This is a genomic window from Pantoea coffeiphila, from assembly GCF_016909495.1.
In the GTDB taxonomy this organism is placed as follows: Bacteria; Pseudomonadota; Gammaproteobacteria; order Enterobacterales; family Enterobacteriaceae; genus Erwinia; species Erwinia coffeiphila.
In genome coordinates this window covers 28,762-54,933 of sequence record NZ_JAFBFW010000010.1, presented here as the reverse complement: position 1 = coordinate 54,933, position 26,172 = coordinate 28,762, and the positions used below count along the sequence as shown (strand labels likewise).

Annotated in this window: 26 protein-coding genes; 9 read left to right on the top strand and 17 right to left on the bottom strand. The window is 55.8% G+C overall.

Annotated features, from left to right (window positions below):
* Positions 1–19 precede the first annotated feature (19 nt).
* On the top strand, positions 20–1,009 hold the full coding sequence (locus tag JOE09_RS23695) for a sulfate ABC transporter substrate-binding protein (protein ID WP_105594468.1): 990 nt from the start codon (positions 20–22) through the stop codon (positions 1,007–1,009).
* 182 nt (positions 1,010–1,191) lie between these two features.
* On the top strand, positions 1,192–1,938 hold the full coding sequence (locus tag JOE09_RS23690) for a CDP-diacylglycerol diphosphatase (RefSeq protein WP_205067568.1): 747 nt from the start codon (positions 1,192–1,194) through the stop codon (positions 1,936–1,938).
* A 29-nt stretch (positions 1,939–1,967) separates the two neighbouring features.
* Here the strand turns inward: JOE09_RS23690 and yhjD are convergent, their stop codons facing one another.
* Positions 1,968–2,966 (bottom strand): inner membrane protein YhjD, encoded by a 999-nt coding sequence (gene yhjD / locus JOE09_RS23685; RefSeq protein ID WP_205067567.1) that lies wholly within the window; start codon positions 2,964–2,966, stop codon positions 1,968–1,970.
* A 54-nt stretch (positions 2,967–3,020) separates the two neighbouring features.
* Complete coding sequence (locus tag JOE09_RS23680) at positions 3,021–3,920, bottom strand: LysR family transcriptional regulator (RefSeq protein ID WP_205067566.1); 900 nt, start codon at positions 3,918–3,920, stop codon at positions 3,021–3,023.
* 115 nt (positions 3,921–4,035) lie between these two features.
* Here JOE09_RS23680 and JOE09_RS23675 point away from each other — a divergent pair, with 115 nt between their 5' ends.
* Positions 4,036–4,794 carry an SDR family NAD(P)-dependent oxidoreductase gene (locus JOE09_RS23675; protein ID WP_205067565.1) on the top strand — a complete coding sequence of 253 codons (759 nt, stop codon included), beginning with the start codon at positions 4,036–4,038 and terminating at the stop codon, positions 4,792–4,794.
* A 175-nt stretch (positions 4,795–4,969) separates the two neighbouring features.
* Here JOE09_RS23675 and JOE09_RS23670 read toward each other — a convergent pair whose 3' ends face one another.
* Positions 4,970–5,821, bottom strand: coding sequence for a PhzF family phenazine biosynthesis protein (locus tag JOE09_RS23670; RefSeq protein WP_205067564.1), 852 nt, complete (start codon positions 5,819–5,821; stop codon positions 4,970–4,972).
* A 128-nt stretch (positions 5,822–5,949) separates the two neighbouring features.
* Here JOE09_RS23670 and JOE09_RS23665 point away from each other — a divergent pair, with 128 nt between their 5' ends.
* Complete coding sequence (locus JOE09_RS23665; RefSeq protein ID WP_200547467.1) at positions 5,950–6,573, top strand: glutathione S-transferase family protein; 624 nt, start codon at positions 5,950–5,952, stop codon at positions 6,571–6,573.
* 3 nt (positions 6,574–6,576) lie between these two features.
* Here the strand turns inward: JOE09_RS23665 and JOE09_RS23660 are convergent, their stop codons facing one another.
* The gene (locus JOE09_RS23660) at positions 6,577–8,031 is read right to left on the bottom strand and encodes an aminotransferase class I/II-fold pyridoxal phosphate-dependent enzyme (RefSeq protein WP_205067563.1); all 1,455 of its coding nucleotides are present in this window, start codon (positions 8,029–8,031) and stop codon (positions 6,577–6,579) included.
* A gap of 138 nt (positions 8,032–8,169) precedes the next feature.
* Between JOE09_RS23660 and JOE09_RS23655 the strand changes: the two genes are divergently transcribed.
* Positions 8,170–8,757, top strand: a complete 588-nt coding sequence (locus tag JOE09_RS23655; RefSeq protein WP_205067562.1) for a LysE family translocator — start codon at positions 8,170–8,172, stop codon at positions 8,755–8,757.
* Positions 8,758–8,849: 92 nt separating this feature from the next.
* Here the strand turns inward: JOE09_RS23655 and mqo are convergent, their stop codons facing one another.
* Both mqo and JOE09_RS23645 read right to left on the bottom strand, forming a co-directional pair.
* Positions 8,850–10,454, bottom strand: coding sequence for a malate dehydrogenase (quinone) (mqo, locus tag JOE09_RS23650; protein WP_200547465.1), 1,605 nt, complete (start codon positions 10,452–10,454; stop codon positions 8,850–8,852).
* Between the two features lie 312 nt (positions 10,455–10,766).
* Positions 10,767–11,222 carry a carboxymuconolactone decarboxylase family protein gene (locus JOE09_RS23645; protein ID WP_105594478.1) on the bottom strand — a complete coding sequence of 152 codons (456 nt, stop codon included), beginning with the start codon at positions 11,220–11,222 and terminating at the stop codon, positions 10,767–10,769.
* Between the two features lie 93 nt (positions 11,223–11,315).
* Here JOE09_RS23645 and pdxR point away from each other — a divergent pair, with 93 nt between their 5' ends.
* Entirely contained in the window at positions 11,316–12,755 is a 1,440-nt protein-coding gene (gene pdxR, locus JOE09_RS23640; protein WP_205067561.1) for a MocR-like pyridoxine biosynthesis transcription factor PdxR, read from the top strand.
* A gap of 31 nt (positions 12,756–12,786) precedes the next feature.
* Here pdxR and tpiA read toward each other — a convergent pair whose 3' ends face one another.
* The gene (tpiA, locus tag JOE09_RS23635) at positions 12,787–13,554 is read right to left on the bottom strand and encodes a triose-phosphate isomerase (RefSeq protein WP_205067560.1); all 768 of its coding nucleotides are present in this window, start codon (positions 13,552–13,554) and stop codon (positions 12,787–12,789) included.
* Between the two features lie 117 nt (positions 13,555–13,671).
* Positions 13,672–14,265: a YiiQ family protein gene (locus JOE09_RS23630; protein ID WP_205067630.1), complete on the bottom strand. Its 594-nt coding sequence runs from the start codon at positions 14,263–14,265 to the stop codon at positions 13,672–13,674.
* An 89-nt stretch (positions 14,266–14,354) separates the two neighbouring features.
* Here JOE09_RS23630 and JOE09_RS23625 point away from each other — a divergent pair, with 89 nt between their 5' ends.
* The gene (locus JOE09_RS23625; protein WP_205067559.1) at positions 14,355–14,789 is read left to right on the top strand and encodes a DUF805 domain-containing protein; all 435 of its coding nucleotides are present in this window, start codon (positions 14,355–14,357) and stop codon (positions 14,787–14,789) included.
* Here JOE09_RS23625 and fpr read toward each other — a convergent pair whose 3' ends face one another.
* On the bottom strand, positions 14,790–15,536 hold the full coding sequence (gene fpr, locus JOE09_RS23620) for a ferredoxin--NADP(+) reductase (RefSeq protein ID WP_200547461.1): 747 nt from the start codon (positions 15,534–15,536) through the stop codon (positions 14,790–14,792).
* Between the two features lie 308 nt (positions 15,537–15,844).
* Here fpr and emrD point away from each other — a divergent pair, with 308 nt between their 5' ends.
* Complete coding sequence (emrD, locus tag JOE09_RS23615) at positions 15,845–17,023, top strand: multidrug efflux MFS transporter EmrD (RefSeq protein WP_205067558.1); 1,179 nt, start codon at positions 15,845–15,847, stop codon at positions 17,021–17,023.
* Positions 17,024–17,077: 54 nt separating this feature from the next.
* Here the strand turns inward: emrD and glpX are convergent, their stop codons facing one another.
* From glpX to JOE09_RS23600, 3 genes are all read right to left on the bottom strand, one after another.
* Positions 17,078–18,088: a class II fructose-bisphosphatase gene (glpX, locus tag JOE09_RS23610; protein WP_205067557.1), complete on the bottom strand. Its 1,011-nt coding sequence runs from the start codon at positions 18,086–18,088 to the stop codon at positions 17,078–17,080.
* Between the two features lie 93 nt (positions 18,089–18,181).
* The gene (gene glpK, locus JOE09_RS23605) at positions 18,182–19,693 is read right to left on the bottom strand and encodes a glycerol kinase GlpK (protein ID WP_105594485.1); all 1,512 of its coding nucleotides are present in this window, start codon (positions 19,691–19,693) and stop codon (positions 18,182–18,184) included.
* 54 nt (positions 19,694–19,747) lie between these two features.
* Positions 19,748–20,590, bottom strand: a complete 843-nt coding sequence (locus JOE09_RS23600; protein ID WP_105594486.1) for an MIP/aquaporin family protein — start codon at positions 20,588–20,590, stop codon at positions 19,748–19,750.
* Between the two features lie 445 nt (positions 20,591–21,035).
* Between JOE09_RS23600 and zapB the strand changes: the two genes are divergently transcribed.
* The gene (zapB, locus tag JOE09_RS23595; RefSeq protein WP_105594487.1) at positions 21,036–21,275 is read left to right on the top strand and encodes a cell division protein ZapB; all 240 of its coding nucleotides are present in this window, start codon (positions 21,036–21,038) and stop codon (positions 21,273–21,275) included.
* 66 nt (positions 21,276–21,341) lie between these two features.
* On the opposite strand, the gene rraA is transcribed toward zapB, so the two are convergent.
* The 5 genes from rraA to ftsN form a co-directional block, all read right to left on the bottom strand.
* A complete protein-coding gene (gene rraA / locus JOE09_RS23590; protein WP_105594488.1) occupies positions 21,342–21,827 on the bottom strand; it encodes a ribonuclease E activity regulator RraA in 486 nt (161 codons plus the stop codon).
* A gap of 106 nt (positions 21,828–21,933) precedes the next feature.
* The gene (locus JOE09_RS23585) at positions 21,934–22,863 is read right to left on the bottom strand and encodes a 1,4-dihydroxy-2-naphthoate polyprenyltransferase (RefSeq protein WP_205067556.1); all 930 of its coding nucleotides are present in this window, start codon (positions 22,861–22,863) and stop codon (positions 21,934–21,936) included.
* A gap of 171 nt (positions 22,864–23,034) precedes the next feature.
* Positions 23,035–24,366 carry an HslU--HslV peptidase ATPase subunit gene (hslU, locus tag JOE09_RS23580; RefSeq protein ID WP_205067555.1) on the bottom strand — a complete coding sequence of 444 codons (1,332 nt, stop codon included), beginning with the start codon at positions 24,364–24,366 and terminating at the stop codon, positions 23,035–23,037.
* Between the two features lie 11 nt (positions 24,367–24,377).
* Entirely contained in the window at positions 24,378–24,908 is a 531-nt protein-coding gene (gene hslV, locus JOE09_RS23575) for an ATP-dependent protease subunit HslV (protein ID WP_105594491.1), read from the bottom strand.
* Between the two features lie 90 nt (positions 24,909–24,998).
* Positions 24,999–26,006, bottom strand: a complete 1,008-nt coding sequence (gene ftsN, locus JOE09_RS23570; RefSeq protein ID WP_205067554.1) for a cell division protein FtsN — start codon at positions 26,004–26,006, stop codon at positions 24,999–25,001.
* Positions 26,007–26,172: the final 166 nt, after the last annotated feature.

Here is a 26,172-nt window from a genome sequence, read left to right as displayed (position 1 = left end):
ACCTTTGGGAGTGCGTGCAATGAAGAAGTGGAGTGTGGGAATTACCCTGTTACTGGCCTCAACCAGCGTGCTGGCGAAGGATATTCAGCTGCTGAATGTCTCTTACGATCCAACACGTGAACTGTATGAGCAATACAATAAAGCGTTCAGCGCTCACTATAAGCAGGAAACCGGCGATAACGTGGTGATTCGCCAGTCGCACGGTGGCTCAGGCAAACAGGCGACGTCGGTGATCAACGGGATTAAAGCGGATGTTGTGACCCTGGCGCTGGCCTCGGACGTTGACGCCATTGCAGAACGTGGCCGCATCGATAAAAACTGGATCAAACGCCTGCCGGATAACTCCGCACCGTACACCTCCACCATTGTCTTCCTGGTGCGTAAAGGTAACCCAAAACAAATTCATGACTGGCCGGATTTGATTAAGCCGGGCGTCTCTGTGATTACTCCGAACCCGAAAACCTCCGGCGGCGCACGCTGGAACTATCTGGCAGCCTGGGGATGGGCACTGGATCAGAACAACGGCGATCAGGCTAAAGCGCAGGAATACGTGAAGTCGCTGTTTAAGAATGTTGAAGTACAGGACTCCGGCGCACGTGGCGCCACCAACACCTTCGTTGAGCGCGGCATTGGTGACGTGCTGATTGCCTGGGAAAACGAAGCGTATCTGGCGGTGAACAAACTGGGTAAAGATCAGTTTGAAATTATCACCCCGAGCGAGTCCATCCTGGCCGAGCCGACCGTTTCCGTGGTGGATAAAGTGGTCGACGAGCGCGATACCCGTAAAGTTGCTGACGAGTACCTGAAGTATCTCTACTCGCCGGAAGGCCAGACTATCGCGGCGCAGAACTTCTACCGTCCGCGCGATGAGGCCGTTGCCAAGAAATTTGCCAGCACCTTCCAGCCGGTGAAGCTGTTCACTATCGACGGTAAGTTCGGTGGCTGGACGGCGGCACAGAAAACCCACTTCGCTGAAGGTGGAACTTACGATCAGGTGATGAAGCGCTAAATACCGATCGGGAGTCATGCAATCAGGGCCGACACTGTCGGCCCTTTTTGTTTTTCTCTGTTGGACTAAGCGTATTCATCGCAACGTTCCTTGCCGCGGAAGCACGCTCGCCGATGATTTCACATGATCTTGCCGCCCGCTTCGATTACATTGTGAACGATTATTGGCTGAGGTAATGATTGATGCATGGAAGAAAGCGCTTAGCGATTTTGCTGGTGGGGGTAATAGCGGCATCGGCTGGCGCTATGGCTCTGTATTTTAATAATAATGCCGATGCCTTATGGAAGATTGTCAGCCAGCAGTGCGTCGTGGGCGAGCAGCAGAAACACGATCCGGCCCCGTGCAGCCTGGTCAGTGAAGCCGATGGTTATGTGGTACTAAAAGACCGTAATGGTGCGCTACAGTTTCTGCTACTGCCGATCGCAAAAATAACCGGCGTTGAAAGTCGAAAATTACTCAGCCCGGCCACGCCGAATTTTTTATCCGAGGCCTGGCGCACCCGGCACTTTATGGAAGAACGACGGGGGGCGGCGATTAACGATCGGGTCTATTCGCTGGCGGTGAATTCTGAGTGGGGACGGACGCAGAACCAGCTGCACGTTCATATCTCCTGCCTGCGGGCCGATATTCGCCAGCAGCTGGATGCCCTCGATAGCACGCTGAATGACCAGTGGCAGACCTATAAACTGGGTAAACATGATTACTTTATACGGGCGATTACCCGCGATGAGTTTAAGCGCACCAGCCCGTTTATCCGTATAGCCAACGAACTGCCCGGCGCACGTGAAAATATGGGGCGTTACGGTGTGGCCATTGCTGCGTTGAAGGACGGGCGGCGGGCGCTGATGGTGGTCGAGCGCAACTGGCTGCTTTTGAACCGGGGATCTGCCGAAGAGTTGCAGGACCACAGCTGTGCGCTGCTGAAGTAGTCAGGCCGGATTTCTCCGGCCTGTTAACGTTATTTCCCGATAGGTTCCGGGTCATCTTTATACTGTGCGGTGGCGATCCACGCCGCGCAGAACAGCGTCAGACGGGCAAAGAAGTAGAAGAACGCCATCAGCCCCAGCACGGAGCCGAAAGCGGCACCGGACGGTGAAGAAGCCAGCTTCGGCAGCGTCAGGGTCATAATAAATTTAATTACCTCAAAACCAATCGCCGCCAGCAGCGTACCGCGCAGCAGTGCCTTTTTACGCGGCTTGTGGCGCGGCAGTATCCAGAAAATCCACAGAAACAGGAGATAGTTGGCAAATATGGAGATCGACAGAGCAATCGTCGTCATCGCCGGGCGCAGCCATTCGATATCTTCCAGCCCCAGAGCCCTTACGATCGTCGCCTGCGCCGCACCGGCAATTGAGGTCAGCGACAGGGTAATAATCAGCGCCAGCACCAGCCCGGTCAGCGAGATAAAGTCGCGAGAATATTTGAACCAGACTTTTTCCTGATCCTGCGGCGTCCGTTCCCAGACGTCGCGGGACTGAGCGCGTATCGCTTCACGCAGATTACCCATCCAGCTGATGCCTGAATACAGCGCCACCAGCAGACCGGTTATCCCGACCGTCGTACGCTGCTGGATCGCCGTATTGACCGTATTCTTTAACGTTGCCGCCAGAGCGGGATCGCTAATGCTGCTGACGATCTTATCGATCAGTTCGGTCAGCAGATCCTGATTTGACGCGAGTAAAAAGCCGACGGCGGCAAACGACACCATCAGGATCGGGATCAGCGAAAGAAATGAGAAATAGGTAATCGCTGCGCCAAACTGGCTGCCAAGCCGATCGTTAAATCGCTCACCCGCACGAATAAAATGCGCTACCGCCGGAATGGCACGGAACCAGCTGACCAGCCGGGAGACTCGGGTGATGGATTTATCGACCGTATGATTCCCGGTTTTGATGTTGATCAGCGGTTTTTTCGCCGTGTCTGCCGCCTGGGGATCGTGCCGTTGAGTATCCGCCATGAATCCTTCTCTATCCTTTTGATTAACGTTTAATTGCAAATTATAGCCTGCCAGTCAGGCAACGTAGCGCTTCAGTGCCTGGCTCAGCCATTCAATGAACACCTGAACCCGCCGTGCCTGATTACGACGATGCGGCCAGAGCAGCGACAGCTGCATCGGGCATGCCGGGAAGTGTGGCAAAATCTCCACCAGTTTTTTTTCTTTCAGCGCGCTCTGCACGCCAACGCTCGGTACCTGAATAATGCCCAGACCGGCCAGGCAGGCCGAGCGGTAGGTTTCCGTACTGTTCACGGTGACGGCACCGCCGGTTTTGATCAGCGTGGTCGTTTTACCATCAAAATATTCAAAGCCGCCCGACTGCACACCGAGCTGCTGGCTGTAGTGAACCATCGCATGCTGGGACAAATCCTTCAGGGATTCCGGTGTACCGAAGCGTGCAAGATAGTCAGGACTGGCGCAGTTAATCAGCGGAAGATGGCCCAGCGGCCGTGCGACCAGCCCGGAATCTTCTAAAATCCCCACGCGAACGACACAGTCGAAGCCCTCTCGTACCACATCTACCCGGCGATCGCTGCTGCTCAGCTCCAGTTCAATTCCGGGGTAGTGCTGAAGAAATTCGGGGAGCAGCGGGATGAGATAGCCGCTGGCGAGGCTGACCGGCATGTCTACCCGCAGCCGACCGCTGAGCGTGGCCGGATCGTGCTGGAACATCGAATCCATCTCTTCCAGCGTGGCCAGCACATCACGGCAGCGTTCGAAGTAAATCTGACCATCCTGTGTCAGCTGCACCCGCCGCGTCGTTCGGTGCAGAAGGCGTGAACCAAGGCTGTTTTCCAGCGCCTGGATCTGGCGCGACAGGCTGCCTTTGGGCAGTCCCAGGCTCTCTGCAGCGCGGGTAAAACTCTGCATTTCCGCCACGCGTACAAACACTTTCATTGTGTGTATTTTATCCATTTTTTCTCTTATTGTTGTTGTTAATGGAACAGTGAAGCGTAGTTAACGCTATTTATAGTTCATCAGAGCAGTAATATCTTGTTTTTTGTCCACAGCCCACTCCCTGGAGAAACAAATGAGCGAGAAAATTGCACTGATCACCGGCGGCAGCCGCGGTTTAGGCCAGAATGCAGCGTTAAAACTGGCGGAAAAGGGGATTGATATCATTCTGACCTGGCACAGTAAAGAGCAGGAAGCGCAGGCGGTTGTCACGAAAATCCAGGCTCTGGGTGCGCGCGCAGTGGCGCTACAGCTGGATGTGGGCGATAGCAGCAGCTTTGATGCCTTTGCCGGACGCGGGCGGGAAACGCTGCAAAAAGTATGGCAGCGCGACAGCTTTGATTACTTATTCAACAATGCAGGAACCGGCCTCTATACGCCGTTTGTCGACACGACCGAAGCACAGTTTGACCAGCTGGTGAACGTGCATTTTAAGGGGCCTTTCTTCCTCACTCAGAAGCTGCTGCCGCTGATTACCGACGGCGGGCGCATTCTGAATGTGTCCAGCGGGCTGGCGCGCTTTACGCTGCCGGGCTCCGGCGCTTACGCGGCGGTCAAAGGTGCGATGGAGGTACTGACACGTTATCAGGCCAAAGAGCTGGGGGCTCGCGGTATTGCGGTCAACATTCTTGCTCCCGGTGCGATTGAGACAGATTTTGGCGGGGGTCGGGTGCGTGATGATGCGGCAATGAATGCAGCGATTGCTGCGCAAACCGCGCTGGGCCGCGTTGGCCTGCCTGATGATATCGGCAACGCCGTTGCCGCTCTGTTGAGCGAAGAGTGCCGCTGGGTTAACGGCCAACGCATCGAAGCGTCAGGCGGGATGTTCCTGTAATTCGCCTGATTGCGATTCACTATCACGGCCGGGAGCGCAACCTCTTTGGCAAGCAAGCAAGCAAGCAAGCAAGCAAGCAAGCAAGCAAGCAAGCAAGCAAGCAAGCAAGCCAGCAAGCCAGCAAGCCAGCCGGGGCGCTCCACTGTGATAGCGAATCGAATCGCCTGCGACTGCCTTACAGTCTGATGGCTCCATCCAGCACCGTGACCGTCTGGCCACCAATCCACACGCCGTCGCTGGCGTAGGTCACGGTCACTCTTCCCGCACGCTGGATGGCGGTTCCCTGATGAACCAGATAGTCCAGCTCCACGCCGCGTGCCTGGAAATAGCGTGCCAGGCACGCGTTCGCGCTGCCGGTCACCGGATCTTCCGTCAGGGAACCTTGTTCAATCAGCAGGCCACGCACCTCATAGCCATCAGCGACGCCTTTGAGTGGTCCAAACGGCATTACCCCGTTCACGTTGGATTTCTTAATCAGCCGGGCAAACTCGACGGCGTCCGGTTTGATCTCCAGCACCGCTTCCGCCGACTTCATTGGCACCAGCAGCCAGCGAATACCCATATCGACCACCATCACCGGCAGCTGCTCTTCCAGCTTATCGCTGTTCAGCGCGCTGGAAATGGGCGCATCGCTAAACGGTGTCAGCACTGCCTCCGGCGAGGCGAACGCCAGCGCGCCGTCATCGGCGATGCGGATCTTCACCAGACCGACGCCGCACTGCTGCACGATCTGCTGCGGCTGATTCAGCGAAATACCGGACTCCAGCAATGCGTGCGCCGTGCCCAGCGTAGGATGCCCGGCAAACGGCAGCTCCATGTCCGGGGTGAAAATACGCACGCGGTAATCTGCCGCCGGTTCGGTTGCCGGTAAAACAAAGGTAGTTTCGGAAAGATTGGTCCAGCGCGCGATGGTCTGCATCTGCTCATCGCTCAGGCCGTCGGCATCCATAATGACCGCCAGTGGATTACCGTTAAACGGCGTGGAAGTAAAAACATCAACCTGTTTAAAAGGGCGTAGCTGCGTCATAACAATACCTGTAACCGGAAGATTTCCATGGGGACTGACCACGTAGTGCGATGATTTATCACAGGGGTTGTCAGCCTCGTTGATTATGGCTATTACTAGATAATATCAGATAAAAAATGGAACATATTATGCTGAAAATACTGGGAAGAGCGTCTTCGATCAATGTCAGAAAAGTACTGTGGATCTGTGATGAATTAGGTATCCCCTTTGAACGTGAAGAGTGGGGCGAGGGTTTTCAGTCGCCGAAGGAAGAGGCGTTTAAAGCGCTGAATCCGAACGCGCTCATTCCGGTTATTCTGGACGATGATTTTATCCTGTGGGAATCCAACACCATTATCCGCTACCTGGCGAATGCCTATGGGGGCGAATGGCTCTACCCGCAAAATCCCCGACAGCGTGCGCGCGTAGACCAGTGGATTGACTGGCAGGCTACCGAACTTAACACCGCCTGGCGCTATGCGTTTATGTCGCTGGTTCGCCATTCCCCTGCACATCAGGACCCAACCTTACTGGCGGCGGCCTGCAAGGGCTGGGAATACACCATGGGGATACTCAACCAGCAGCTGGAGAAAACCGGAGCTTACGTATCCGGGGACAACTTCTCACTGGCAGACATCCCGGTTGGCCTGTCGGTTAATCGCTGGTATGAAACCCCGCTTGAACACGCGGAGTTTCCTGCCGTTCGGGCCTACTACGAGCGCCTGACCGCGCGTAAGGGCTATGCAGCCTGGGGTCGCAACGGTACGCCATAGTTTTTACGCCACGCCAGCCGCAATGCCGCTCATTTCACAGGCCACGGCACCGCTGCGCTGTAGCGCCCAGATGTAGCGCTCATTAAACGGGTAGCAGCAGGAGAGCCGCAGAGCGTTATTACAGCGCTCGCTCAGCGTGTAAAGCGCGCCGGGCGTCAGGCAGATTTTCTCCTGCAGCAGCCTGTGGAACAGCTCAACGCTGTCGATATTGCCAGGCAGCTCAACCCAAAAGACAAACCCTCCGCTGGGGCGGGTGGCGCGCGTTCCGTGCGGGAAATGGCGGGCGATGATACCGCGCGCCTCCTCCAGCTGGGCGGCATAGCGGCGGCGCAGCGAGCGCAGATGGTGATCGTAGCCACCGGACTCCAGAAAAATCCCCAGCGTTTCCGACAGCAGGCGCGATTCTGCCAGCGAGGAAACGGATTTAAGCCGTGCCAGCTCCTGGCTGAAACGGCCGGCGGCAATCCAGCCGAGATGGAAGTCGGGTGCCACCGTTTTGGTAAAGCTGCTGCAGTACAGCACCCAGCCGTTTTCATCAAAGGCTTTCACCGCAGGCGTCAGCGGCCAGCAGAACTGCAGTTCGGCATACAGGCCATCTTCCAGCAGCGGTACTTCGTACTGATTCACCAGTCGCGCCAGCCGCTTTTTCCCTTCCAGCGTCATGCTGCTGCCCAGTGGGTTCTGCGCGTTCGGCATGGCGATAATCGCCTGAATGCGCCGCTCCTGCAGCATCAGCTCCAGCGCATCCAGAGACAGCCCGAGCTGGGGATCGGTGGGGATCTCCAGCACCTTAAGCCCTAAGCTGGCGAGCAGTGGAAAGAGGTAAAAGTAGGTCGGCGTTTCCAGCCCAACGCAGTCGCCGGGCTGGGTAACCGCGCGCAGCGCCAGCTGGAGTGCTTCCATACAGCCGTGGGTGAGCGTTACGTCGTCCGTGCTGATGCGAATACCCAAATCCATTGAGCGGCGGGCGATTTCCCGACGCAGGCGCAGGCTGCCCGGCGGCAGGGCGTAGCGGCCAATCAGGTCGGGTTCACGGCGCAGCAGTGAGGCCATGATGCGGCTGATTTTTGCCGTGGGGAAAAAGTCGCTGTTCTGCGGGCAGGCCAGCGAGATATTGGTGTAGTCGGCATGGTTCTGCGCGGCAAAAACGGCATCGATCAGGTCGAGTTTTTTACTCCCCGGCGAGCGTACGCTGCTGCGCGGTGGAGACTGGTAGGTCAGCGAAGGGAGCGCATCGCGCACGTAGTAACCGGACTGCGGCCGCGCTTCAATCAGGCCGCGATCTTCCAGAATGCCGTAGGCGGTCAGCACGGTATTAACGCTGACCTGATGGCTGGCCGCGCAGCGGCGGATGGCGGGCAGTCGGCTACCGGGCATAAACGTACCCTGCTGGATCGCGGCGGCCAGCGTTTCGGCCAGATTATGGTACAGCGTTGCCTGCGGTTCGGTAATGGACACAGATCGCTCCTCAACGGATGGGTACAGTGATAACTTAAATCACTTTGTACCCATAACAATACTGTTTTTCTGCATCTGTTACCATCATGACAGAGTGAATACACTGGTTGTATTCACCCGGAATGTAGGAACTCTCTTATGCTCGATCTCTCTTTTGTCAGCTATGTCACCGTTATGTCGATTACCCCAGGCCCTAACAACCTGATGCTGGCGACCTCCGGGGTCAATTTTGGTATGCGCCGTACTCTGCCGATGGTCACCGGGATTATGCTGGGCTGTGGCTTACAGACCGCACTGGCCGGTGCGCTGCTGGAAGTCCTGCTGACGTGGATGGGAGCAATCCGCCTGCCGCTGACGCTGCTGGGCTGCGGCTATCTGCTGTGGCTATCGTGGAAAATCTTCCGTTCCGGCGCGCCGGAACTGCGTGGTAAAGCGCGTCCGATGACGATGATTGGCGGCGCGCTGTTTCAGGCGGTGAACCCGAAAGCCTGGCTGATGGCAACCAACGTGGCGCTGATGTACACCGTCAACAGCAGTATTCTGGCGGTGATGGTCGGCTTTATGGTGCTGAATCTGCCGTGCATCCTGGTGTGGGCGATGATGGGCGATCGGCTGGGTAAGCATCTGCAGGTGCCGTGGAAGCTACAGCTGTTTAACACCATCATGGCGCTGTCGCTGCTGGCAACGACGCTGTGGATGCTGGTGGAAGCTATCCAGCTGGCTTAGTTCCTCGAATTTAGCGCAAGAAAAAAGGCGGATATCCGCCTTTTTTTCGTTTTCAAATCGCCCGTTGGCGCATGGGTTTCCCCATCCTGCGATTACTTACCGACGACTTCCGCCGCCTGCTCGCTGTTTTCATCATTGGCAGAGGTCATTGGCGCGTAGTCCAGCTGCAGGATGCGGCTGGTGTCCGCCAGTTCCTTCTCCGTCGCGGCCACGTTGCCGTTCAGCTTCTGGCCATAGAACGGGATAATCGCCTTCAGTTTGCTCTGCCAGTCTGACGATGCCATCTGCTCTTTGAACACTTTGCTCATCAGGTCCAGCATGATCGGCGCCGCCGTTGAGGCACCCGGCGATGCGCCCAGCAGTGCGGAAATGGTGCCGTCCTGCGAGGTGACCACTTCGGTGCCCAGCTTCAGCACGCCGCCTTTTTTGGCATCTTTCTCAATGATCTGCACGCGCTGACCGGCTTTCACCAGTCGCCAGTCCTCTTTACGCGCGTCCGGGAAGTATTCGCACAGCGCCTTGTGGCGATCGTCAGCGCTGAGCAGCACCTGACCGACCAGATATTTCACCAGATCGAAGTTATCCATCCCCACGCGCATCATCGGCATCAGGTTCGATGGCGTAATAGAGCCAAACATATCCCACAGGGAACCCTGCTTGAGGAACTTGGTGGAGAAGGTAGCAAATGGACCGAACAGCAGAACCGGCTTGCCGTCCAGTGTGCGGGCATCCAGGTGCGGAACGGACATCGGCGGTGCACCAACGGACGCTTTGCCGTACACCTTCGCCAGATGGCGCTTCACCACTTCCGGGTTTTCGCTAACGAGAAACTCGCCACCTACCGGGAAGCCTGCATAGTTTTTCATTTCAGGAATTGCGGATTCCTGTAACAGCGTCAGCGCCGCACCACCGGCACCGATAAAGACATATTTAGCGCGAATGGTGTCCTGCTTGCCGTCGTTGTTCAGATCGGCCACGGTCACGTTCCAGCTGCCGTCGCTGTTACGATGAACCTTGCGCACTTCGTGGCGATTTTTCAGGCTAAAGTTCGGGTTCTTCTTCAGCGAGGTGACCAGCTGGCGGGTGACTTCACCGAAGTTGACGTCGGTGCCGATAGGAATACGGGTAGCGGCAACTTTCTGCCCCTGCTCGCGGCCTTCCATCACCAGCGGCACCCACTGTTTAATTTGTTCAGCGTCTTCTGAGTACTCCATACCGCGGAACAGGCTGCAGTTTTGCAGCGCCGCATAGCGACGTTTCAGGAAGCTGACGTTATCGTCGCCCCAGACAAAGCTGATATGCGGCACGCTGGTAATGAAGCTGCGCGGATCGCGCAATACGCCACGTTCAACCTGGTGTGCCCAGAAACGGCGGGAAATCTGGAACGCTTCGTTAATTTCTACCGCTTTCTTAATGTCGATCGATCCATCGGCATTTTCCGGAGTGTAATTCAGTTCCATCAGCGCTGAGTGTCCCGTCCCGGCATTATTCCAGCCGTTGGAACTCTCTTCGGCGACTGCATCGAGACGCTCTACCATGCTGATGCGCCAGTTCGGCTCCAGCTCTTGCAGGTAGGTACCAAGCGTGGCGCTCATCACTCCACCACCGATCAGTAAGACATCAACGTGCTTCTCGTCTTCTACAGCGGCTTTACTGGTTAAACCCAGACCCGCCAGAAGTACTGCCATTTTACGCATGAGGATACATCTCCGTATGCTGAATTAATTCAACATGTTAAGCAGGTAAAACAGACCCGATATATCTCTGAACCAGTGAAGTTATTGCGCTAATTCAGGAATGCTAAAAGATTCCACCCGCATTTTTTGCTGCAAGTTTAATCACTTTTAGGAAGTATCAGAAATATACCATTGTTACGGGCTAATTAAAAAAGTGTTTAAAGATTAAAAATGAGAATGATTCATGAGCGGAAATTAGTAACATTTATACGGGCCGTTGAGCGGCCCGCAATACCAGCAGGAGATGAGGGGTAAATGGCTGAGAAGGATGGATTAATTACGAGGGGCGCTGTCTGGTAGCTTGCGGTGGCTTATGGCCAGACGGTTATAAGCATTCATTAAACCGATAGCAATTGTCATATCGGTAATCGCTTTTTCGCTAAATTCTTTTTGTACCAGGGCATACACCTCGTCCGGTGCGTTGGTCTGCGCAATCAGCGTCAGGGATTCGGCCCAGGCCAGCGCCGCCTGCTCATTGCTGGAAAACCAGTTTCCTGCTTCACGCCAGACCTGGGTGAGCACAATTTTGTCCCACGGCATCCCCTCTTTGTGTAACGCTTTAGTGTGCATGTCGATGCAGTATGCGCAGCCGTTAATTTGTGAGACGCGCAGGAAAATCAGTTCGATAATGCTCATCGGCACGCCGCACTGCGCGACATAACCATAGACGCCGCCCAGCGCCTTCATTCCGGCAGGGGAGGTGGCATTAAAATCAATACGTTCGCTCATATTTGTGTCTCCAAAGACAGGGGGGATTGGCGTGAATGATCGACAGCATTCGCTGCTGATGACTATTTTCATCGGTTTGATGGGGCAATAAAAGTGCCAGGAATTGACAAAAACAGTGGTCCATCTGCCGTGCAGACGGCGGAACAGATTGGCCTGCAGCGCTATGCCGATCGTTCGCTGACGGAGCAGATTCGTGCCGGGATGGCCCAGGCGATTGCGGAAGGTCGCCTCCCGGCGGGATCGCGCGTGCCTTCCTGCCGCGATCTGGCGGTTGCGCTGGGCGTTGCGCGCGGTACGGTGCGCAACGCCTACGATTTGCTGGTAGACAGCCAGCTGCTGGTGGCCCGTGGTGCGGCAGGAACCTGGGTCAGTGCCGTTCTGCCCGCCGCCCACGCAATACCGCAGAATGCACCGGTGCTGGCCCCGCTGGCGGATGTCGTCCATGCCTTTGACGTGGTGCCAATGACTTTTCAGATGGGAGCTCCTGCCAGCGATGCTTTTCCGGCCAAAGTCTGGTCGCGCATTCTGGCCCGTCACGTTCGGGAGATTGCCGGAGGGGCAACGGGGTATGCCGATCCGCGCGGCAGCCTGGCACTGCGTCAGGAGCTGGTGAGCTATCTGTCGCTGGCGCGCGGTATCCGCTGCCAGGCCTCGCAGGTCATTATCACCAATGGCTATACCGGTGCGCTGGGCATTATCTGCCTGGCGTTAGGGCTGCACGGTTCGCGTGCCTGGAGCGAAGATCCGGGCTATCTGCTGGCTCGCCGTGCACTGAACCTGGCCGGAATCGAGGCGGTTCCGGTGCCGGTAGATGAGCAGGGAATTTCCGTTGCGGACGGTATACGGCTGGCGGACGACGCCCGCGTGGCGCTGGTGACGCCGGGGCAGCAGTCACCGCTCGGCGTGACATTATCGCTTGCGCGCCGCGGCGAGCTGCTGGCCTGGGCGCGGCGGCAGGATAGCTGGATTATCGAAGATGATTATCTTGGCGAACTGCAATTGCAGGGTCGGGCGGCTCCTGCCCTGGCGGCGCTGGATGCAGAGCGCGTGTTGCATATCGGCACGTTCAGTAAAACGCTCAGCCCGGCGCTACGTATGGGGTATCTGGTGGTGCCGGACGCGCTGGCCGGGCATTTTGCGGAAACGGTGGCGCTGCTGGCTCCGGCATCGTCATCCGTTCTGCATAACGCGGTGGCGGAATTTCTGCATGAGGGGCACTACATGCGCCATCTGCGGCGGATGAAGCGGCTGTATGCCGCCCGGCTTAACGAGCTGCTACAGGCGCTTGAGCCGCATTTTACAGCGTTGTCGCGTGCGGCACTGGCGGTGATTATTCCCCTGCCGCAGGGCACGCGCGATGTACAGATTGCAAAGGCGGCGCTGGCGTACGGTATGGCCCCGTCACCGCTGTCGGTGTGGTATCAGGATAAAACGGCTTACTGCGGGCTGGTTTTAGGGGTGACTAATTTGCCGGAAGGTGGTTTTGCCGCGAGTGCGGCCAGACTGAAGGCGCTGGTGGAGGAGTTTGGCTAACTATCCCTGCCCCGAAGGGCAGGGATGAGGATCAGGCTTTTTTCGCTGCGGCAGCGGCTTTCACGATAACCGCGAACGCGTCGGCTTTCAGCGATGCACCGCCAACCAGCGCGCCGTCGATGTCCGGCTGACCGAACAGCTCTGCTGCGTTTTTATCGTTAACGGAACCGCCGTACTGGATGATGACCTGTGCTGCCACGGCCGCATCCTGCTTCGCGATATGGTCACGGATGAACTTGTGTACCGCCTGAGCCTGCTCAGGGGTGGCTGATTTGCCGGTACCGATGGCCCATACTGGCTCATAGGCGATAACCGCGCCGTTGAAGGCTTCAGCGCCCTGAGTTTTCAGCACCGCGTCGATCTGACGAGCGCAAACTTCTTCGGTTTTGCCCGCTTCGTTTTCAGCGTCGGTTTCACCGATGCACAGAACTGGCACCAGGCCTGCCGCTTTCACGATGGCGAATTTTTTAGCAATGAATTCGTCGCTCTCGGCGTGATAGGTACGACGCTCAGAGTGACCGATAATGATGTACTGCGCACCGATATCTTTCAGCATGTCGGCAGAGGTTTCGCCGGTGAACGCACCTGACAGGTTCACGTCAACGTTCTGCGCACCCAGTACGATATGGCTACCGGAAATGGCATGTTTTGCCTGATCCAGATAGATCGCCGGTGGGGCAATTGCCACGCCACAACCGTCAACACCGCTCAGTTCGTTACGCAGACCGGCGATCAGCTCATTGACCATGTGCTTGCTACCGTTCAGTTTCCAGTTACCCATCACTAATGGATGTCGCATTGTATCCTCCACGCTTAGAGAGTATTAAAGCTGCCGGCAGGCAGCGTTGTCTGCCGACAGTATAGAGATCAAATATGCGAAAGGCTTTGCTTTTCGTCATCGTTTGCATGAATCGATTCAGGGGGCCGCGAGAGCCAGTTTTAGCGGTTCGATCGCGAAAGTAAGCCCCTTTTCGCCGTTATCCGCCACAATGTAGCGCAACGCCCCCTCCGTCTGTTGGTAATATCGCGAATTCTTGCCTTTCGCCAGCAGATCGTTCACCCGTTTCTGACTTTGTTCATCGCTGAGCATCGGTTCAAAGAACCGCACAAACGCCGCCATATAGGCCAGTGCCTTTTCCCGCGCGGCTTTCTGTTCCGGCCCGGGTATGGGTAGCCAGGTGAGCTGTAGCGTTTTGATTTTCCCGCTGCCGTGTTCAAGTGCCGTGGACGCGTAAAGATTTTCGTTGATCTTACTGGCGGCACGGGTCAGATTGCTTTTATCATCGGGTGTGTCAATTGCGCGATATTCACCTAACGGTAACGTTGCGTTGGCAGCATTATATTTTTCACGAAACTGGCCAATGGTCATATCAAAGGTTGGGGCCCCCATTTGCAGATAGGGTGCCGCAGGCATATGTTCTGCCCGGTCCTGAGGATCGGGATCGGCTTTTGCTGTAGCGATGTTCAGTGTGGTCAGCAGGATAATCGCTGCCCAGATCGCTTGATTCATTTTCATGGCCCTAACCAGTAAACTCTGCTCAAGATTAAAACGGACAATGACTGGAAAAGTCAAAGGGCACCCTGACACTGGGAAAAATAATGACTCTACAACAATGGTGTTTCTCGTTTCGTGGCCGTCTCAGGCGGCGGGATTTCTGGATCTGGCAGGTGGTCTGGATACTGCTATTGACGCTGTTGTTTAGTCTTGCCGGTAACGGTTTGATGGATATGCAACTGGCGGCATTTTGCGTGGTGGCGCTGCTGTGGCCGGTCAGCGCAGTGCTGGTGAAACGATTACACGACCGCAACAAGGGCGGCCAGTGGGCGCTGCTGCTGATCCTCGCGTGGGTGCTGATGGCCGGTAACTGGTCGATGCTGCCGGCCGATGCGCAGTGGCTGGTGGGGCGTTTTATCCCCACGCTGATTCTGGTCAGCATGATGGTTGAACTTGGCTTCTTCCGCGGTACGGATGGCGATAACCGTTACGGTAAGACGGCGCAGTATGTGGTGTTCCTGCGCCGTGGAACAGCCTGATTACCAGTAGTGTTCGCTGGTCATGTGGCCCGGTTTACGCTTGAAGTGCTTGCGCATTCCGCGCGTATCTTTCAACAGCTGCTGGGTGTCTTTTACCATCTCCGGGTTACCGCACAGCATGACGTGGCTCGACTCAGCATCGATTTTCAGGCCGGTTGCGGCCTCCAGCTGGCCGCTGGCAATCAGTGCCGGCACCCTGCCGGTCAGCGAGCCTTCGGCTTCTTCACGACTCACTACCGTTTGAATCTGCAGCTGGCCGTTATAGCGCTGCTGTAGCTGCTGCATCTGCGGCAGATAGCTCAAATCCCGGGCGTAGCGCGCGGCATGAAGCAGTACGATATTCTTAAAGCGATCCAGCCCTTTCCCTTCTTCTAAAATCGACAGATAAGGGCCAATGGCGGTACCTGTTGCCAGCATCCACAGCGTATCGCATTGCGGAATTTCTTCGATAACAAAAAAGCCCTGCGCGTCCTGGGTAATCATTACCTCATCACCCGGCTTCAGCGCATACAGTAGCGGGCTGAGCTTACCCTCAGGAACCAGCACCAGATAGAACTCAAGATTTTTATTACTCGGTGCATTCACAAAGGAATAGGCGCGAACCACGCGTTCACCGTTAACTTCCAGCGACAGCTTGGCGTACTGACCGGCGGTAAAGGGGTCGATGGGGGCGGTCACAATGATACTGAACAGGCTCTCCGTCCAGTTCGTCACTTTTTCTACTCGGGCGTTGACCCAGGCGGCCATAACAAACTCCTTAACTCAGTTGCGGCAGGATTGGCTTCTCTGCGGCTATCTTCGTCAGCTGTGAGTGGTTTTTCCAGTTTCCGGCGGCGGTAAAGCTCGTATAAACAAAGTATGCGCACGAATTTACCTTAGCGTAAAAATTGTTTTACAGCTGCGCCCGATTTTAGTGACAGGTGCAGGTGGCTTATTTTGGGTTCAGTCCTCGCTTTGTCATCCATTCCTGATATTTTCTCCGGCAATGAGCGTATCCATTTGTCTGATCCTCTGGATACGAAAAATTTTACCGTTATTTATACTGATATGGCGCGATGAAAAAGATTGAAAATGGACATCTGTTAGTGATGTTGATTGCCCTGCTGGCGGTTGGACAAATGGCGCAGACTATTTATGTTCCGGCGATGTCCACCATTGCGGCGGCATTTCATGTTGGCGACGGTGCCGTTCAGCGGGTGATGGCGGCATATCTGATGACCTACGGTGCCTCTCAGCTGTTTTATGGCCCGCTCTCGGACAGTATTGGCCGACGGCCGGTGGTTCTGCTCGGTATGGGGATATTTATCCTCGGCTCGCTGACGGCTTTGCTGGCGCACAGCCTGAACGGGCTGGTGCTGGGGGCGGCGATCCAGGGGCTGGGGACGGGGGTGGCGGGCGTAATGGCACGGACCATGCCGCGCGATCTGTATGAGGGCAGGGCGCTGCGCCATGCCAACAGCCTGTTAAATATGGGTATCCTTATAAGCCCGCTGATCGCTCCCCTAATCGGTGCAGGACTGACCCGGCTGTTCGGTTGGCAGGCGTGCTTTGCGTTTCTCCTGCTGCTGTGCCTGATGGTCAGCTGCGCCATTCTGCGATGGATGCCGGAAACACGCCCGCAGACCGTGCAGCCTCGCCCGCTATTTTCACGCTATCGTCCCCTGCTGGCCGACAGCAGCTTTGTACGCTATCTGGTAATTCTGATCGGTGCGCTGGCCGGTATTGCGGTATTTGAAGCCAGCTGCGGCGTATTGATGGGCGGCGTTCTGGGAATGAGCAGCTTCGCCGTCAGTTTGCTGTTTATCCTGCCGCTGCCGGCGGCGTTTTTTGGCGCCTGGTTTGCCGGTAAAAGCGATAAGCCCTTCACCACCATTATGTGGTATGCGGTGAACAGCTGCCTGCTGGCAGGCGTACTGATGTGGCTCCCCGGCTGGCTGGGCGTGATGAATCTGTGGACGCTGATTGTGCCCGCTTCACTGTTTTTCTTTGGCGCAGGCATGCTGTTTCCGCTGGCCACAACCGGAGCGATGGAGCCCTGGCCCTATATGGCGGGCACTGCCGGTGCGCTGGTCGGTGGGTTGCAGAATCTGGGATCGGGGCTGACTGCCTGGCTTTCTGCGCTGCTGCCGCAAAACGGGCAGTTCAGCCTCGGGATGTTGATGTTTGCGACTTCGCTGTTAATTCTGTTCTGCTGGCTGCCGCTGTCGAAGCGTCCGGAGCCGCAGACCGTTTGACGCTAAACCAGCAACGCCGGAGCCAGCAATCAGCGGCTGGCCCCGGCGAGTGAATTACAGAATAAATGGATGAAGATTGTCGTCTTTACGGTCGAGATAGTGAATGGACTGGATACGGCGAATGGTGCGAGATTTACCGCGGATCAGCAGCGTTTCGGTGGTCGCCATATTGCCTTTCCGGGTGATGCCCTTCAGCAGATCGCCGCTGGTGATGCCGGTGGCAGAAAAGATCACGTTATCGTTGCGCGCCATCTGATCGAGCAGCAATACTTTCCCGGCATCAATGCCCATTTCATGGCAGCGCTGAACTTCCTGCTCGCCCAGACGACGGTTTTCCGCCGTATCGCCTTTCACCTCATGACGAGCCAGTAAACGGCCCTGCATATCGCCATCCAGTGCGCGGATCACTGCCGCAGAGATCACGCCCTCCGGCGCGCCGCCGATACCGTACATCACGTCTACTTCGCTGTCCGGCATGCAGGTAAGGATTGATGCTGCTACATCGCCATCCGGGAAGGTGAATACGCGTACACCAAGCTGCTGGAGGCGGGCAATCACCGCATCGTGGCGCGGCTTCGCCAGCAGCGTGACGGTCAGCTCGCTGAGCGGCTTGTCGAGCGCGGTAGCAATACGCTGCAGGTTCTCTTCCAGCGGAAGGTTCAGGTCGATAGCGCCTTTCGCGCCGGGGCCGACAACCAGCTTTTCCATATACATATCGGGGGCATGCAGGAAGGTGCCTTTATCGCCGACCGCCAGCACCGCCAGTGCGTTCGCCTGGCCCAGGGCCGTCATACGCGTACCTTCGATCGGATCAACGGCAATATCCACCGCATCGCCACTGCCACTGCCCACTTTTTCGCCGATGTACAGCATCGGCGCTTCATCAATTTCCCCTTCGCCAATCACGATCTGACCGTCAATATCCACCTTGTTAAGCATGATGCGCATGGCGTGTACCGCCGCGCCATCGGCCGCATTCTTGTCACCGCGCCCCAGCCATTTATAGCCAGCCAGCGCCGCCGCTTCGGTTACGCGTGAAAATTCAATTGCCAGTTCTCGTTTCATGACGTGCCTCGGAAAAGTGATGAGGCGGGAAGTTTATCACAGGCGGGGAGGGGAGGAGGTGCCCGCAGTCGGCGACTGCGGGCGGGTAAATCCTTAGTTGTCCTGATCTTCCCACGCCTGAGCGCGGGCAACGGCTTTCTTCCAGCCCGCGTAAAGCACGTTACGCTGGGTGGTTTCGATGCCAGGGCGGAATTCACGCTCGATAACCGACTTGGCGCGAACCTCTTCCAGATCCTGCCAGAAGCCTACCGCCAGTCCTGCCAGATACGCGGCACCCAATGCGGTCACTTCACGAACTTCAGGGCGCTCAACGCGGGTGCCCAGGATATCCGACTGGAACTGCATCAGGAAGTTATTGGCAACGGCACCGCCGTCCACACGCAGCGACTGCAGGCGGGTATTGGCGTCATTCTGCATGGCTTCCAGCACGTCGCGAGTCTGATAAGCGATAGATTCCAGCGTGGCGCGAATAATGTGGTTGGCATTTGCTCCACGGGTCAGACCGAAGATCGCGCCGCGTGCATACGGGTCCCAGTACGGTGCGCCCAGGCCGGTAAAGGCCGGAACCATGTAGACGCCGTTGGAATCCTTCACCTTGGTAGCAAAATATTCTGAATCAGCAGAATCGCTGATCAGCTTCATCTCGTCACGCAGCCACTGAATGGATGCACCACCGATAAATACGGCACCTTCCAGTGCATAGTTCACTTCGCCGCGTGGACCGCAGGCGATGGTAGTCAGCAGGCCATGAGTTGAGGTGACTGCTTCTTTACCGGTGTTCATCAGCATAAAGCAGCCGGTGCCGTAAGTATTTTTCGCCATACCCGGCTGCACGCAAAGCTGACCGTACAGAGCAGCCTGCTGATCGCCAGCGATACCGGCGATAGGAATACGGGTACCACCTTTACCACCGATGTTGGTCTGGCCGTACACTTCTGAAGAAGATTTCACTTCAGGCAGCATTTCACGCGGGATGTCGAGGATGTCCAGCATGCGCTGATCCCACTCCAGCTTGTGAATGTTAAACATCATGGTACGCGAGGCGTTAGTAAAGTCGGTGATGTGCACCCGTCCCTGTGTCATTTTCCACACCAGCCAGGAATCGACGGTGCCGAACAGCAGCTCGCCACGGCGGGCACGTTCACGTGAGCCTTCTACATGATCGAGTATCCACTTCACTTTGGTCCCGGAGAAGTACGGGTTAATCACCAGACCAGTGGTGTGCTGGATGTACTCTTCCAGGCCTTCTTTCTTCAGTTTTGCGCAGTAGTCTGCGGTACGCGGGTCCTGCCAGACGATGGCGTTATAGATTGGCTTACCGGTTTCTTTATCCCAGACGATAGTGGTTTCGCGCTGGTTGGTGATACCAATGGCGGCGATCTCATCAGAACGGATGTCCGCGTGTGCCAACACTTCAACCAGGGTTGAACTTTGTGACGCCCAGATATCCATCGGATCATGCTCAACCCAGCCCGCTTTCGGATAAATTTGCTGGAATTCGCGCTGCGACACGGCAACGATGTTGGAATCATGATCCAGAATTACCGCACGTGAGCTGGTAGTTCCCTGGTCGAGTGCGACGATATATTTTTTTTCTACGGTCATAATGTCTTCCTGATGAGTTCGAGAGTTATACCCGCCGGAGCGGGTATAGCAGGATTACGCTTTACGCTGTGCAGCGCGCTGCACCACTTCATCCTTCTTTACCGCCGTCTGGCCCGGCAGATTGCGGCCAATCAGAGAACGGTAGCCAAATGCGCCAACGATTGCACCGAGCATCGGCCCGAAGATTGGCACGAGGAAATAAGGAATATCGCGACCGCCGGTGAAGGCCATGCTGCCCCAGCCTGCGAGTGATGCGAACAGCTTAGGACCGAAATCACGTGCCGGGTTCAGAGCAAATCCAGTCAGCGGGCCCATTGCTGCACCAATCACGGCAATCAGCAGACCAATCAACAGCGGTGCCAGAGGCCCGCGCGGAAGGCCGTTGCCGTCATCGGTCAGGGCCATAATCAGCGCCATCATTACGGCGGTGATCACGGCTTCAACCAGGAACGCCTGCCCCACGCTGATATGCGGGTTTGGATAGGTTGAGAACACGCCAGCAACGTCCAGGCTTTCTACGCTACCGCGTACCAGCTGATGAGTCTGTTCGTAGTCGAGGAATAAATTGTAGTAGAGCCCGTACACCAGCGCAGCCGCGCAGAACGCGCCGGCTATCTGAGAAATGATGTAGGGGAGCAATTTACGTCCTTCAAAATTGGCAAATAACCACAGGGCAATACTGACAGCAGGATTCAGATGTGCACCGGAGATGCCCGCGCTGAGGTAGACCGCCATGGCAACGGCGACACCCCACACGATGCTGACTTCCCACTGGCCAAAAGCAGCACCAGCGAGTTTTAACGCAGCGACACAGCCTGCACCAAAGAAGAGGATGGTCGCGGTGCCAAGAAACTCGGCGATGCATTGTCCTTTAAGTGTGCTTGTTGCATGACTCATGTTGAAATTCCTGAAGGCGAGTTAAGAGTTTACTATCATCGTTTTTCTCATTCCCTGAGCCGCCCAAGTCTTTTGTAGGGCTGATGTGAATTTATCGTTAACGAGCATAAACGAGAAATAGCGAAATCAAAAGTTGTGTACTGTGTCATAAAAATGAGCGAATTCGCGTATTTCAGGGTGCTTAAAATCACTATGCTGCGCGTTTAAGCGGTAACGAAATGTTCAACTCATTAACCTCGCCCCCACCTTATTGCGTGAATATGTTACGTAAACCAGGTCTACGCTGAAAATTGTTACAGACTGCACCCCAACTGGCTTAGCTGCTGGACTTGCTATGCGCGTCTACTTACAATCGAAGAATCGTTGTTATCCGCGGAATGTCGGTTCACTCCTTATCCCTGCGGCTAGCATCATCAGCGCCCTGCGATTAGGAGAGGTTATAGATATGTCATTTGAAGTATTCGAGAAACTGGAAGCAAAAGTGCAGCAGGCGATTGATACCATCACGCTGTTGCAGATGGAGATCGAAGAGCTTAAAGAACAGAATGGAAATCTGAATCAGCAAATTCAACATGCTGCTGGTAATAGCGAAGCGCTGGTGCGTGAAAACCAGCAGCTAAAGGAAGAGCAGCACGTGTGGCAGGATCGCCTGCGTGCGCTGCTGGGTAAAATGGAAGAAGTGTAAGACTTCACTTTTTATTAAAGTGAGTCTGCAGAGAGCGGGTGCCAGCGGCACCCGTTTTTGTATCCGTTATTCGAGATCGAGCGGGTCTTCAGACAGGATCATACCGGTGTTATCGGCGTAGAGATGATCGCCAGAGAAGAAGGTAACGCCACCGAAATTAACGCGCACATCGCTTTCACCAATCCCTTCTCCGGCAGCGCCGGCAGGAATGGCAGCAATCGCCTGAATGCCGATATCCAGCTCTTCCAGGTCGTCTACCTGGCGCACTGAGCCGTAGACCACAATGCCTTCCCATTCATTCTGTACTGCCAGCCTTGCCAGTGCGGCATCAACCAGCGCACGACGCACGGAACCGCCGCCGTCAACCAGCAGTATCCGGCCCCGGCCATTTTCCTCCAGCAAATCATAAAGCAGACCGTTGTCCTCGAAACATTTTACCGTAATGATTTGCCCACCAAACGAGGTGCGGCCACCAAAGTTTGAGAAGAGCGGTTCAACGACATTCACGTCTTCGTGATAGATGTCGCACAGTTCTGAGGTATCGTATTTCATAGGGATTTCGTCTGTTTGCTACAGGGAGCTTAAGTATATCGCTTAATCGTCACTGTTGGCAAAATCATCAATTGTTAAAAGTTACGATGGGTCAAGTACATCGCGATTAGCTCAACAGCAGTCCAATGGCAAACAGCACATTGATCAACAGCGCCGTTTTGACCGTTCTCACCAGCAGCGGGCGCATTGCCATCGCGCTGGATTCCTGCAGCACATAGCGCATCTGCTGCCACAGCAGCGGCACCGCCAGCAGGAACAGCCAGCCGAAGGGCTGCGGATTATTCATCAGCGTAAACAGCGTGAAGCTGGCTATCGCGCCCGCCAGCAGCAGGACATGATAGTGCCGTGCGCGCCGTGGGCCGAGGCGAACTGCCAGGGTGAATTTGCCGTTTTGGCGATCGTTTTCGATATCGCGCATATTGTTGGCGTTAAGCACTGCCGTTGCCATCAGACCACAGCCGGTGGCGGGCAGCAGTGGTAGCAAATTAAATTGGTGAGTTTGCAGATACCAGCTGCCGATAACGCCAAGCCAGCCAAAGAAAATCATCACCGATACGTCACCCAGGCCAAGATAGCCGTAGGGTTTTCTGCCCACCGTATAGGCGATAGCGGCAACGATTGCCAGTGCGCCAAGCAACAGAAAGCCCAGCATGTCGCTCAGGGTTTTGCAGGACCTTATCAGCAGCATAATACCGCTCAGCATTGATAGTGCCACGGCGAGAGCCATTGCCATTCGCATCTGCTGCTGGGTAATTGCCCCTTTTTGCATACCGCGCAGAGGTCCTATACGCGCCGGCGTATCGCTGCCTTTTACCGCATCGCCATAGTCGTTTGCCAGATTAGAGAGGATTTGCAGCAGCACGGTGGTTAACAGTGCCAGCAGTGCCGTCGTGAGATTGAATGAACCCTGCCACCACGCCAGCGCGCTGCCGGTAATTATCGATGCGCAGGCCAGCGGGAGCGTGCGCGGGCGCAAACTCTCAATCCATGCCTGTGGGTGACTGATTGGGGTAGCCAGCTGGCTGTTGTCGGTCATAGGCAGGCCTCTGCTCTGATTGGCGGGTCCGGAAAAGCCGGATCAACGTTTTAGAAGCAGTGTAAGGCGCTTAGTGCCCCCAGGAATTAACCCTGGTCAAGTTGGCTGGAAATTTAACCAAAAAAAACGGGGGCCATATACTGGCCCCCGTAGTACGGCAGTTCACCGTCGTTACAGAATAAAGCGGCTCAGATCTTCGTCTGCAACCAGTTCATCCAGATGCTTACTGACATACTCGGCATCGATGGTGATCGACTGACCGTTCAGATCGCTGGCGTCATAGGAGATTTCCTCCATCAGGCGCTCCAGTACCGTATGCAGGCGGCGTGCACCGATATTCTCAGCGGTTTCGTTCACCTGCCAGGCGGCGGCGGCAATTTTGCTGATGCCGTCTTCGGTAAAGTTAATATCCACGCCTTCAGTACCCATCAGCGCTTTGTACTGCACGGTGATCGACGCGCTCGGTTCCGTCAGGATACGTTCGAAGTCATGCGTGGTCAGCGCCTGTAACTCAACGCGGATCGGCAGGCGCCCCTGAAGCTCAGGGATCAGGTCTGACGGGCTGGCAACCTGGAATGCACCCGAGGCGATAAACAGAATGTGGTCAGTTTTCACCATGCCGTGCTTGGTCGAAACGGTACAGCCTTCTACCAGCGGCAGCAGATCGCGCTGAACACCTTCGCGGGAAACGTCAGGGCCTGAGGATTCGCCGCGCTTACAGACTTTGTCGATCTCGTCGATAAACACAATACCGTGCTGCTCTACGGCTTCGATGGCATCCTGCTTAAGTTCTTCCGGATTAACCAGCTTGGCCGCTTCTTCTTCCACCAGCAGCTTCATCGCATCTTTGATTTTCAGCTTACGCGGCTTCTGCTTCTGGCCGCCGATATTCTGGAACATCGATTGCAGCTGGCTGGTCATCTCTTCCATGCCCGGAGGTGCCATAATTTCAACACCGGCGGAAACAGCGGCCAGATCGATTTCGATTTCTTTATCGTCAAGCTGGCCTTCGCGCAGTTTCTTGCGGAAGGACTGGCGTGCGGCAGACGGTTCGGCAGGCGCTTCCGACTGGCCCCAGTTGTTTTTAGCCGGGGGGATCAGCACGTCAAGAATGCGGTCTTCTGCCATTTCTTCAGCGCGGTAGCGATTTTTTTCAATCGCCTGGGAGCGAACCATTTTAATCGCCGAGTCGGTCAGATCGCGGATGATCGAATCCACTTCTTTACCTACATAGCCCACTTCGGTGAATTTAGTGGCTTCCACTTTGATGAATGGCGCATTGGCCAGTTTTGCCAGGCGACGGGCGATTTCGGTTTTACCGACGCCGGTTGGGCCAATCATCAGAATATTTTTTGGCGTGACTTCATGGCGAAGCTCTTCGTCCAGCTGCATACGACGCCAGCGGTTACGCAGGGCAATCGCCACTGCGCGCTTGGCGCCGTCCTGGCCGATGATGAATCTGTTCAGTTCGCTGACGATTTCGCGCGGGGTCATTTCAGACATAAATTGGGTCCTTACGCTTTAGACGCTAATTCTTCGATGGTGAGGTTGTGGTTGGTATAGATGCAGATATCACCTGCAATACCCAGCGCTTTCTCCACAATATCGCGCGCGCCAATGTCAGTGTTTTCCAGTAATGCACGAGCGGCTGCCTGTGCGTAAGGTCCACCTGAACCGATGGCAATCAAATCGTTTTCTGGCTGGATAACGTCACCGTTGCCGGTAATGATCAGCGAGGCATTTTCATCGGCGACGGCCAGCAACGCTTCAAGCTTGCGCAGCATACGGTCGGTGCGCCAGTCTTTTGCCAGCTCAACCGCGGCTTTCACCAGGTGTCCCTGGTGCATTTCCAGTTTGCGTTCAAACAGTTCGAAAAGGGTAAAAGCATCTGCGGTACCGCCAGCAAAACCGGCAATGACTTTGTCATTGTAGAGACGACGCACTTTTTTAACGTTGCCTTTCATTACGGTATTACCGAGGGTAGCCTGGCCATCGCCGCCAATTACTACCTGGCCGTTGCGTCGTACACTTACTATTGTTGTCACGGGCGGACCCCTTGTTGCAGTTGGTGAGGTCCCCGCACTTTTCGTGCGGGGACACTGATGCAATCTGATATGGGGCGACTTTTAGGGGTTTCAACCCCCAACGGCGAGAGGAATACAATTTGAGTGGCCGGAACCACGAAGATTTTTCAGCGCGCTATCAGCGGCGGCACGGTTGCCATACGGACCAATCACCACGCGGTTCCAGCCGCCGCCGGTGGTAATGCGGCTTTCGAAACCTTCAAAGGCCAGCGCTGCGCGAACGGACTCCGCCTGGTCAGTTCCTTTGAAGGAACCGCACTGCACCATCCAGCGCTGCTGCTTCTCTTTTTCGGCTTCTTTCGGCTTCGTTTCAGCTTTTGGCTGAGCAGCAACTTCCTGCTGCCGTGCTGGTTCACGGGTGACAGGGGTTATCGGTGCCGGTTTCTGCTGAGCCTGGTTTTGCTGCTGCGCGGCTCGCTCGGTCTGTTGCGTCTGCTGCTGGGTTCGCACCTGCTGCTGATTTTGCTGTACCGGCTGGGCCTGCTGCGTTCTTGCAGGTTGCTGATATGTCTGCACCGGTTGGTTTTGCTGGGTTCTTACCGGCTGCTGCTGAACCTGCTGCGGCATACGTGACTGCTGCTGTAGCTGATTCTGACGCTGTATGGTCTGCTGGCGTTGAGCTGGGGTTTGCTCATTCCACGGCACCTCATTCAGCTGGGTTGGCTGCTGGCGCATATCGGCCTGCATTTGCTCCAGCAGCTGCCTCTGTTCGTTAGTCAGCTGTGTCTGCGAATGGGCTTCACCGCCGGATGAAGGTTCTGTCGGCGTAGGCACACCTATCTGGCGATTCTCTAACTCTTTGATATAGCGCCAGCGTTCCTCGGGTTTCGGCGGCAGGCCGTTACCGGTGGCTTTATGATCGGTGATGACGGGGGTGTCTTCTTTTTTATGATGCGCAATAAACCACAAACCACCGACAAAGGTGACGAGGACTGCAACGGCCAGCATGGTCATAAACTTTGATACGCCTGAGCCACCGCTGCGCTTTTTACTGCGACTGTTGGTCTTGCGACGCGTCCCTGTCGAACGCCCGCGGCCTACATAATCTTTTTGTGCCACTATCGTTCCGTTAATAATCAATGAAAGAAGACCGGGCAAAATCGCGATGGGCACCCGGCTACAGCCCGTCATGTTACTTAAGGGTCGGAAGTTTGACCAGCGGCGATCTTACTAAGAATCCGCTGATTTTGCGCCAGGTCGCAGTTGGCGAAAATGACCATTACAC

Coding starts and splice junctions, on each gene's coding strand:
- JOE09_RS23665 (WP_200547467.1), top strand. CDS start 5,950: ATGCTGAAAATACTGGGAAGAGCGTCTTCGATCAATGTCAGAAAAGTA.
- zapB (WP_105594487.1), top strand. CDS start 21,036: ATGTCATTTGAAGTATTCGAGAAACTGGAAGCAAAAGTGCAGCAGGCG.
- JOE09_RS23655 (WP_205067562.1), top strand. CDS start 8,170: ATGCTCGATCTCTCTTTTGTCAGCTATGTCACCGTTATGTCGATTACC.
- JOE09_RS23670 (WP_205067564.1), bottom strand. CDS start 5,821: ATGACGCAGCTACGCCCTTTTAAACAGGTTGATGTTTTTACTTCCACG.
- JOE09_RS23630 (WP_205067630.1), bottom strand. CDS start 14,265: ATGAATCAAGCGATCTGGGCAGCGATTATCCTGCTGACCACACTGAAC.
- JOE09_RS23600 (WP_105594486.1), bottom strand. CDS start 20,590: ATGAGTCATGCAACAAGCACACTTAAAGGACAATGCATCGCCGAGTTT.
- tpiA (WP_205067560.1), bottom strand. CDS start 13,554: ATGCGACATCCATTAGTGATGGGTAACTGGAAACTGAACGGTAGCAAG.
- fpr (WP_200547461.1), bottom strand. CDS start 15,536: ATGGCCGCCTGGGTCAACGCCCGAGTAGAAAAAGTGACGAACTGGACG.
- mqo (WP_200547465.1), bottom strand. CDS start 10,454: ATGCGTAAAATGGCAGTACTTCTGGCGGGTCTGGGTTTAACCAGTAAA.
- glpX (WP_205067557.1), bottom strand. CDS start 18,088: ATGAAACGAGAACTGGCAATTGAATTTTCACGCGTAACCGAAGCGGCG.
- hslU (WP_205067555.1), bottom strand. CDS start 24,366: ATGTCTGAAATGACCCCGCGCGAAATCGTCAGCGAACTGAACAGATTC.
- rraA (WP_105594488.1), bottom strand. CDS start 21,827: ATGAAATACGATACCTCAGAACTGTGCGACATCTATCACGAAGACGTG.
- emrD (WP_205067558.1), top strand. CDS start 15,845: ATGAAAAAGATTGAAAATGGACATCTGTTAGTGATGTTGATTGCCCTG.
- JOE09_RS23585 (WP_205067556.1), bottom strand. CDS start 22,863: ATGACCGACAACAGCCAGCTGGCTACCCCAATCAGTCACCCACAGGCA.
- JOE09_RS23690 (WP_205067568.1), top strand. CDS start 1,192: ATGCATGGAAGAAAGCGCTTAGCGATTTTGCTGGTGGGGGTAATAGCG.
- yhjD (WP_205067567.1), bottom strand. CDS start 2,966: ATGGCGGATACTCAACGGCACGATCCCCAGGCGGCAGACACGGCGAAA.
- glpK (WP_105594485.1), bottom strand. CDS start 19,693: ATGACCGTAGAAAAAAAATATATCGTCGCACTCGACCAGGGAACTACC.
- JOE09_RS23625 (WP_205067559.1), top strand. CDS start 14,355: ATGACTCTACAACAATGGTGTTTCTCGTTTCGTGGCCGTCTCAGGCGG.
- JOE09_RS23675 (WP_205067565.1), top strand. CDS start 4,036: ATGAGCGAGAAAATTGCACTGATCACCGGCGGCAGCCGCGGTTTAGGC.
- JOE09_RS23695 (WP_105594468.1), top strand. CDS start 20: ATGAAGAAGTGGAGTGTGGGAATTACCCTGTTACTGGCCTCAACCAGC.
- JOE09_RS23645 (WP_105594478.1), bottom strand. CDS start 11,222: ATGAGCGAACGTATTGATTTTAATGCCACCTCCCCTGCCGGAATGAAG.
- JOE09_RS23680 (WP_205067566.1), bottom strand. CDS start 3,920: ATGGATAAAATACACACAATGAAAGTGTTTGTACGCGTGGCGGAAATG.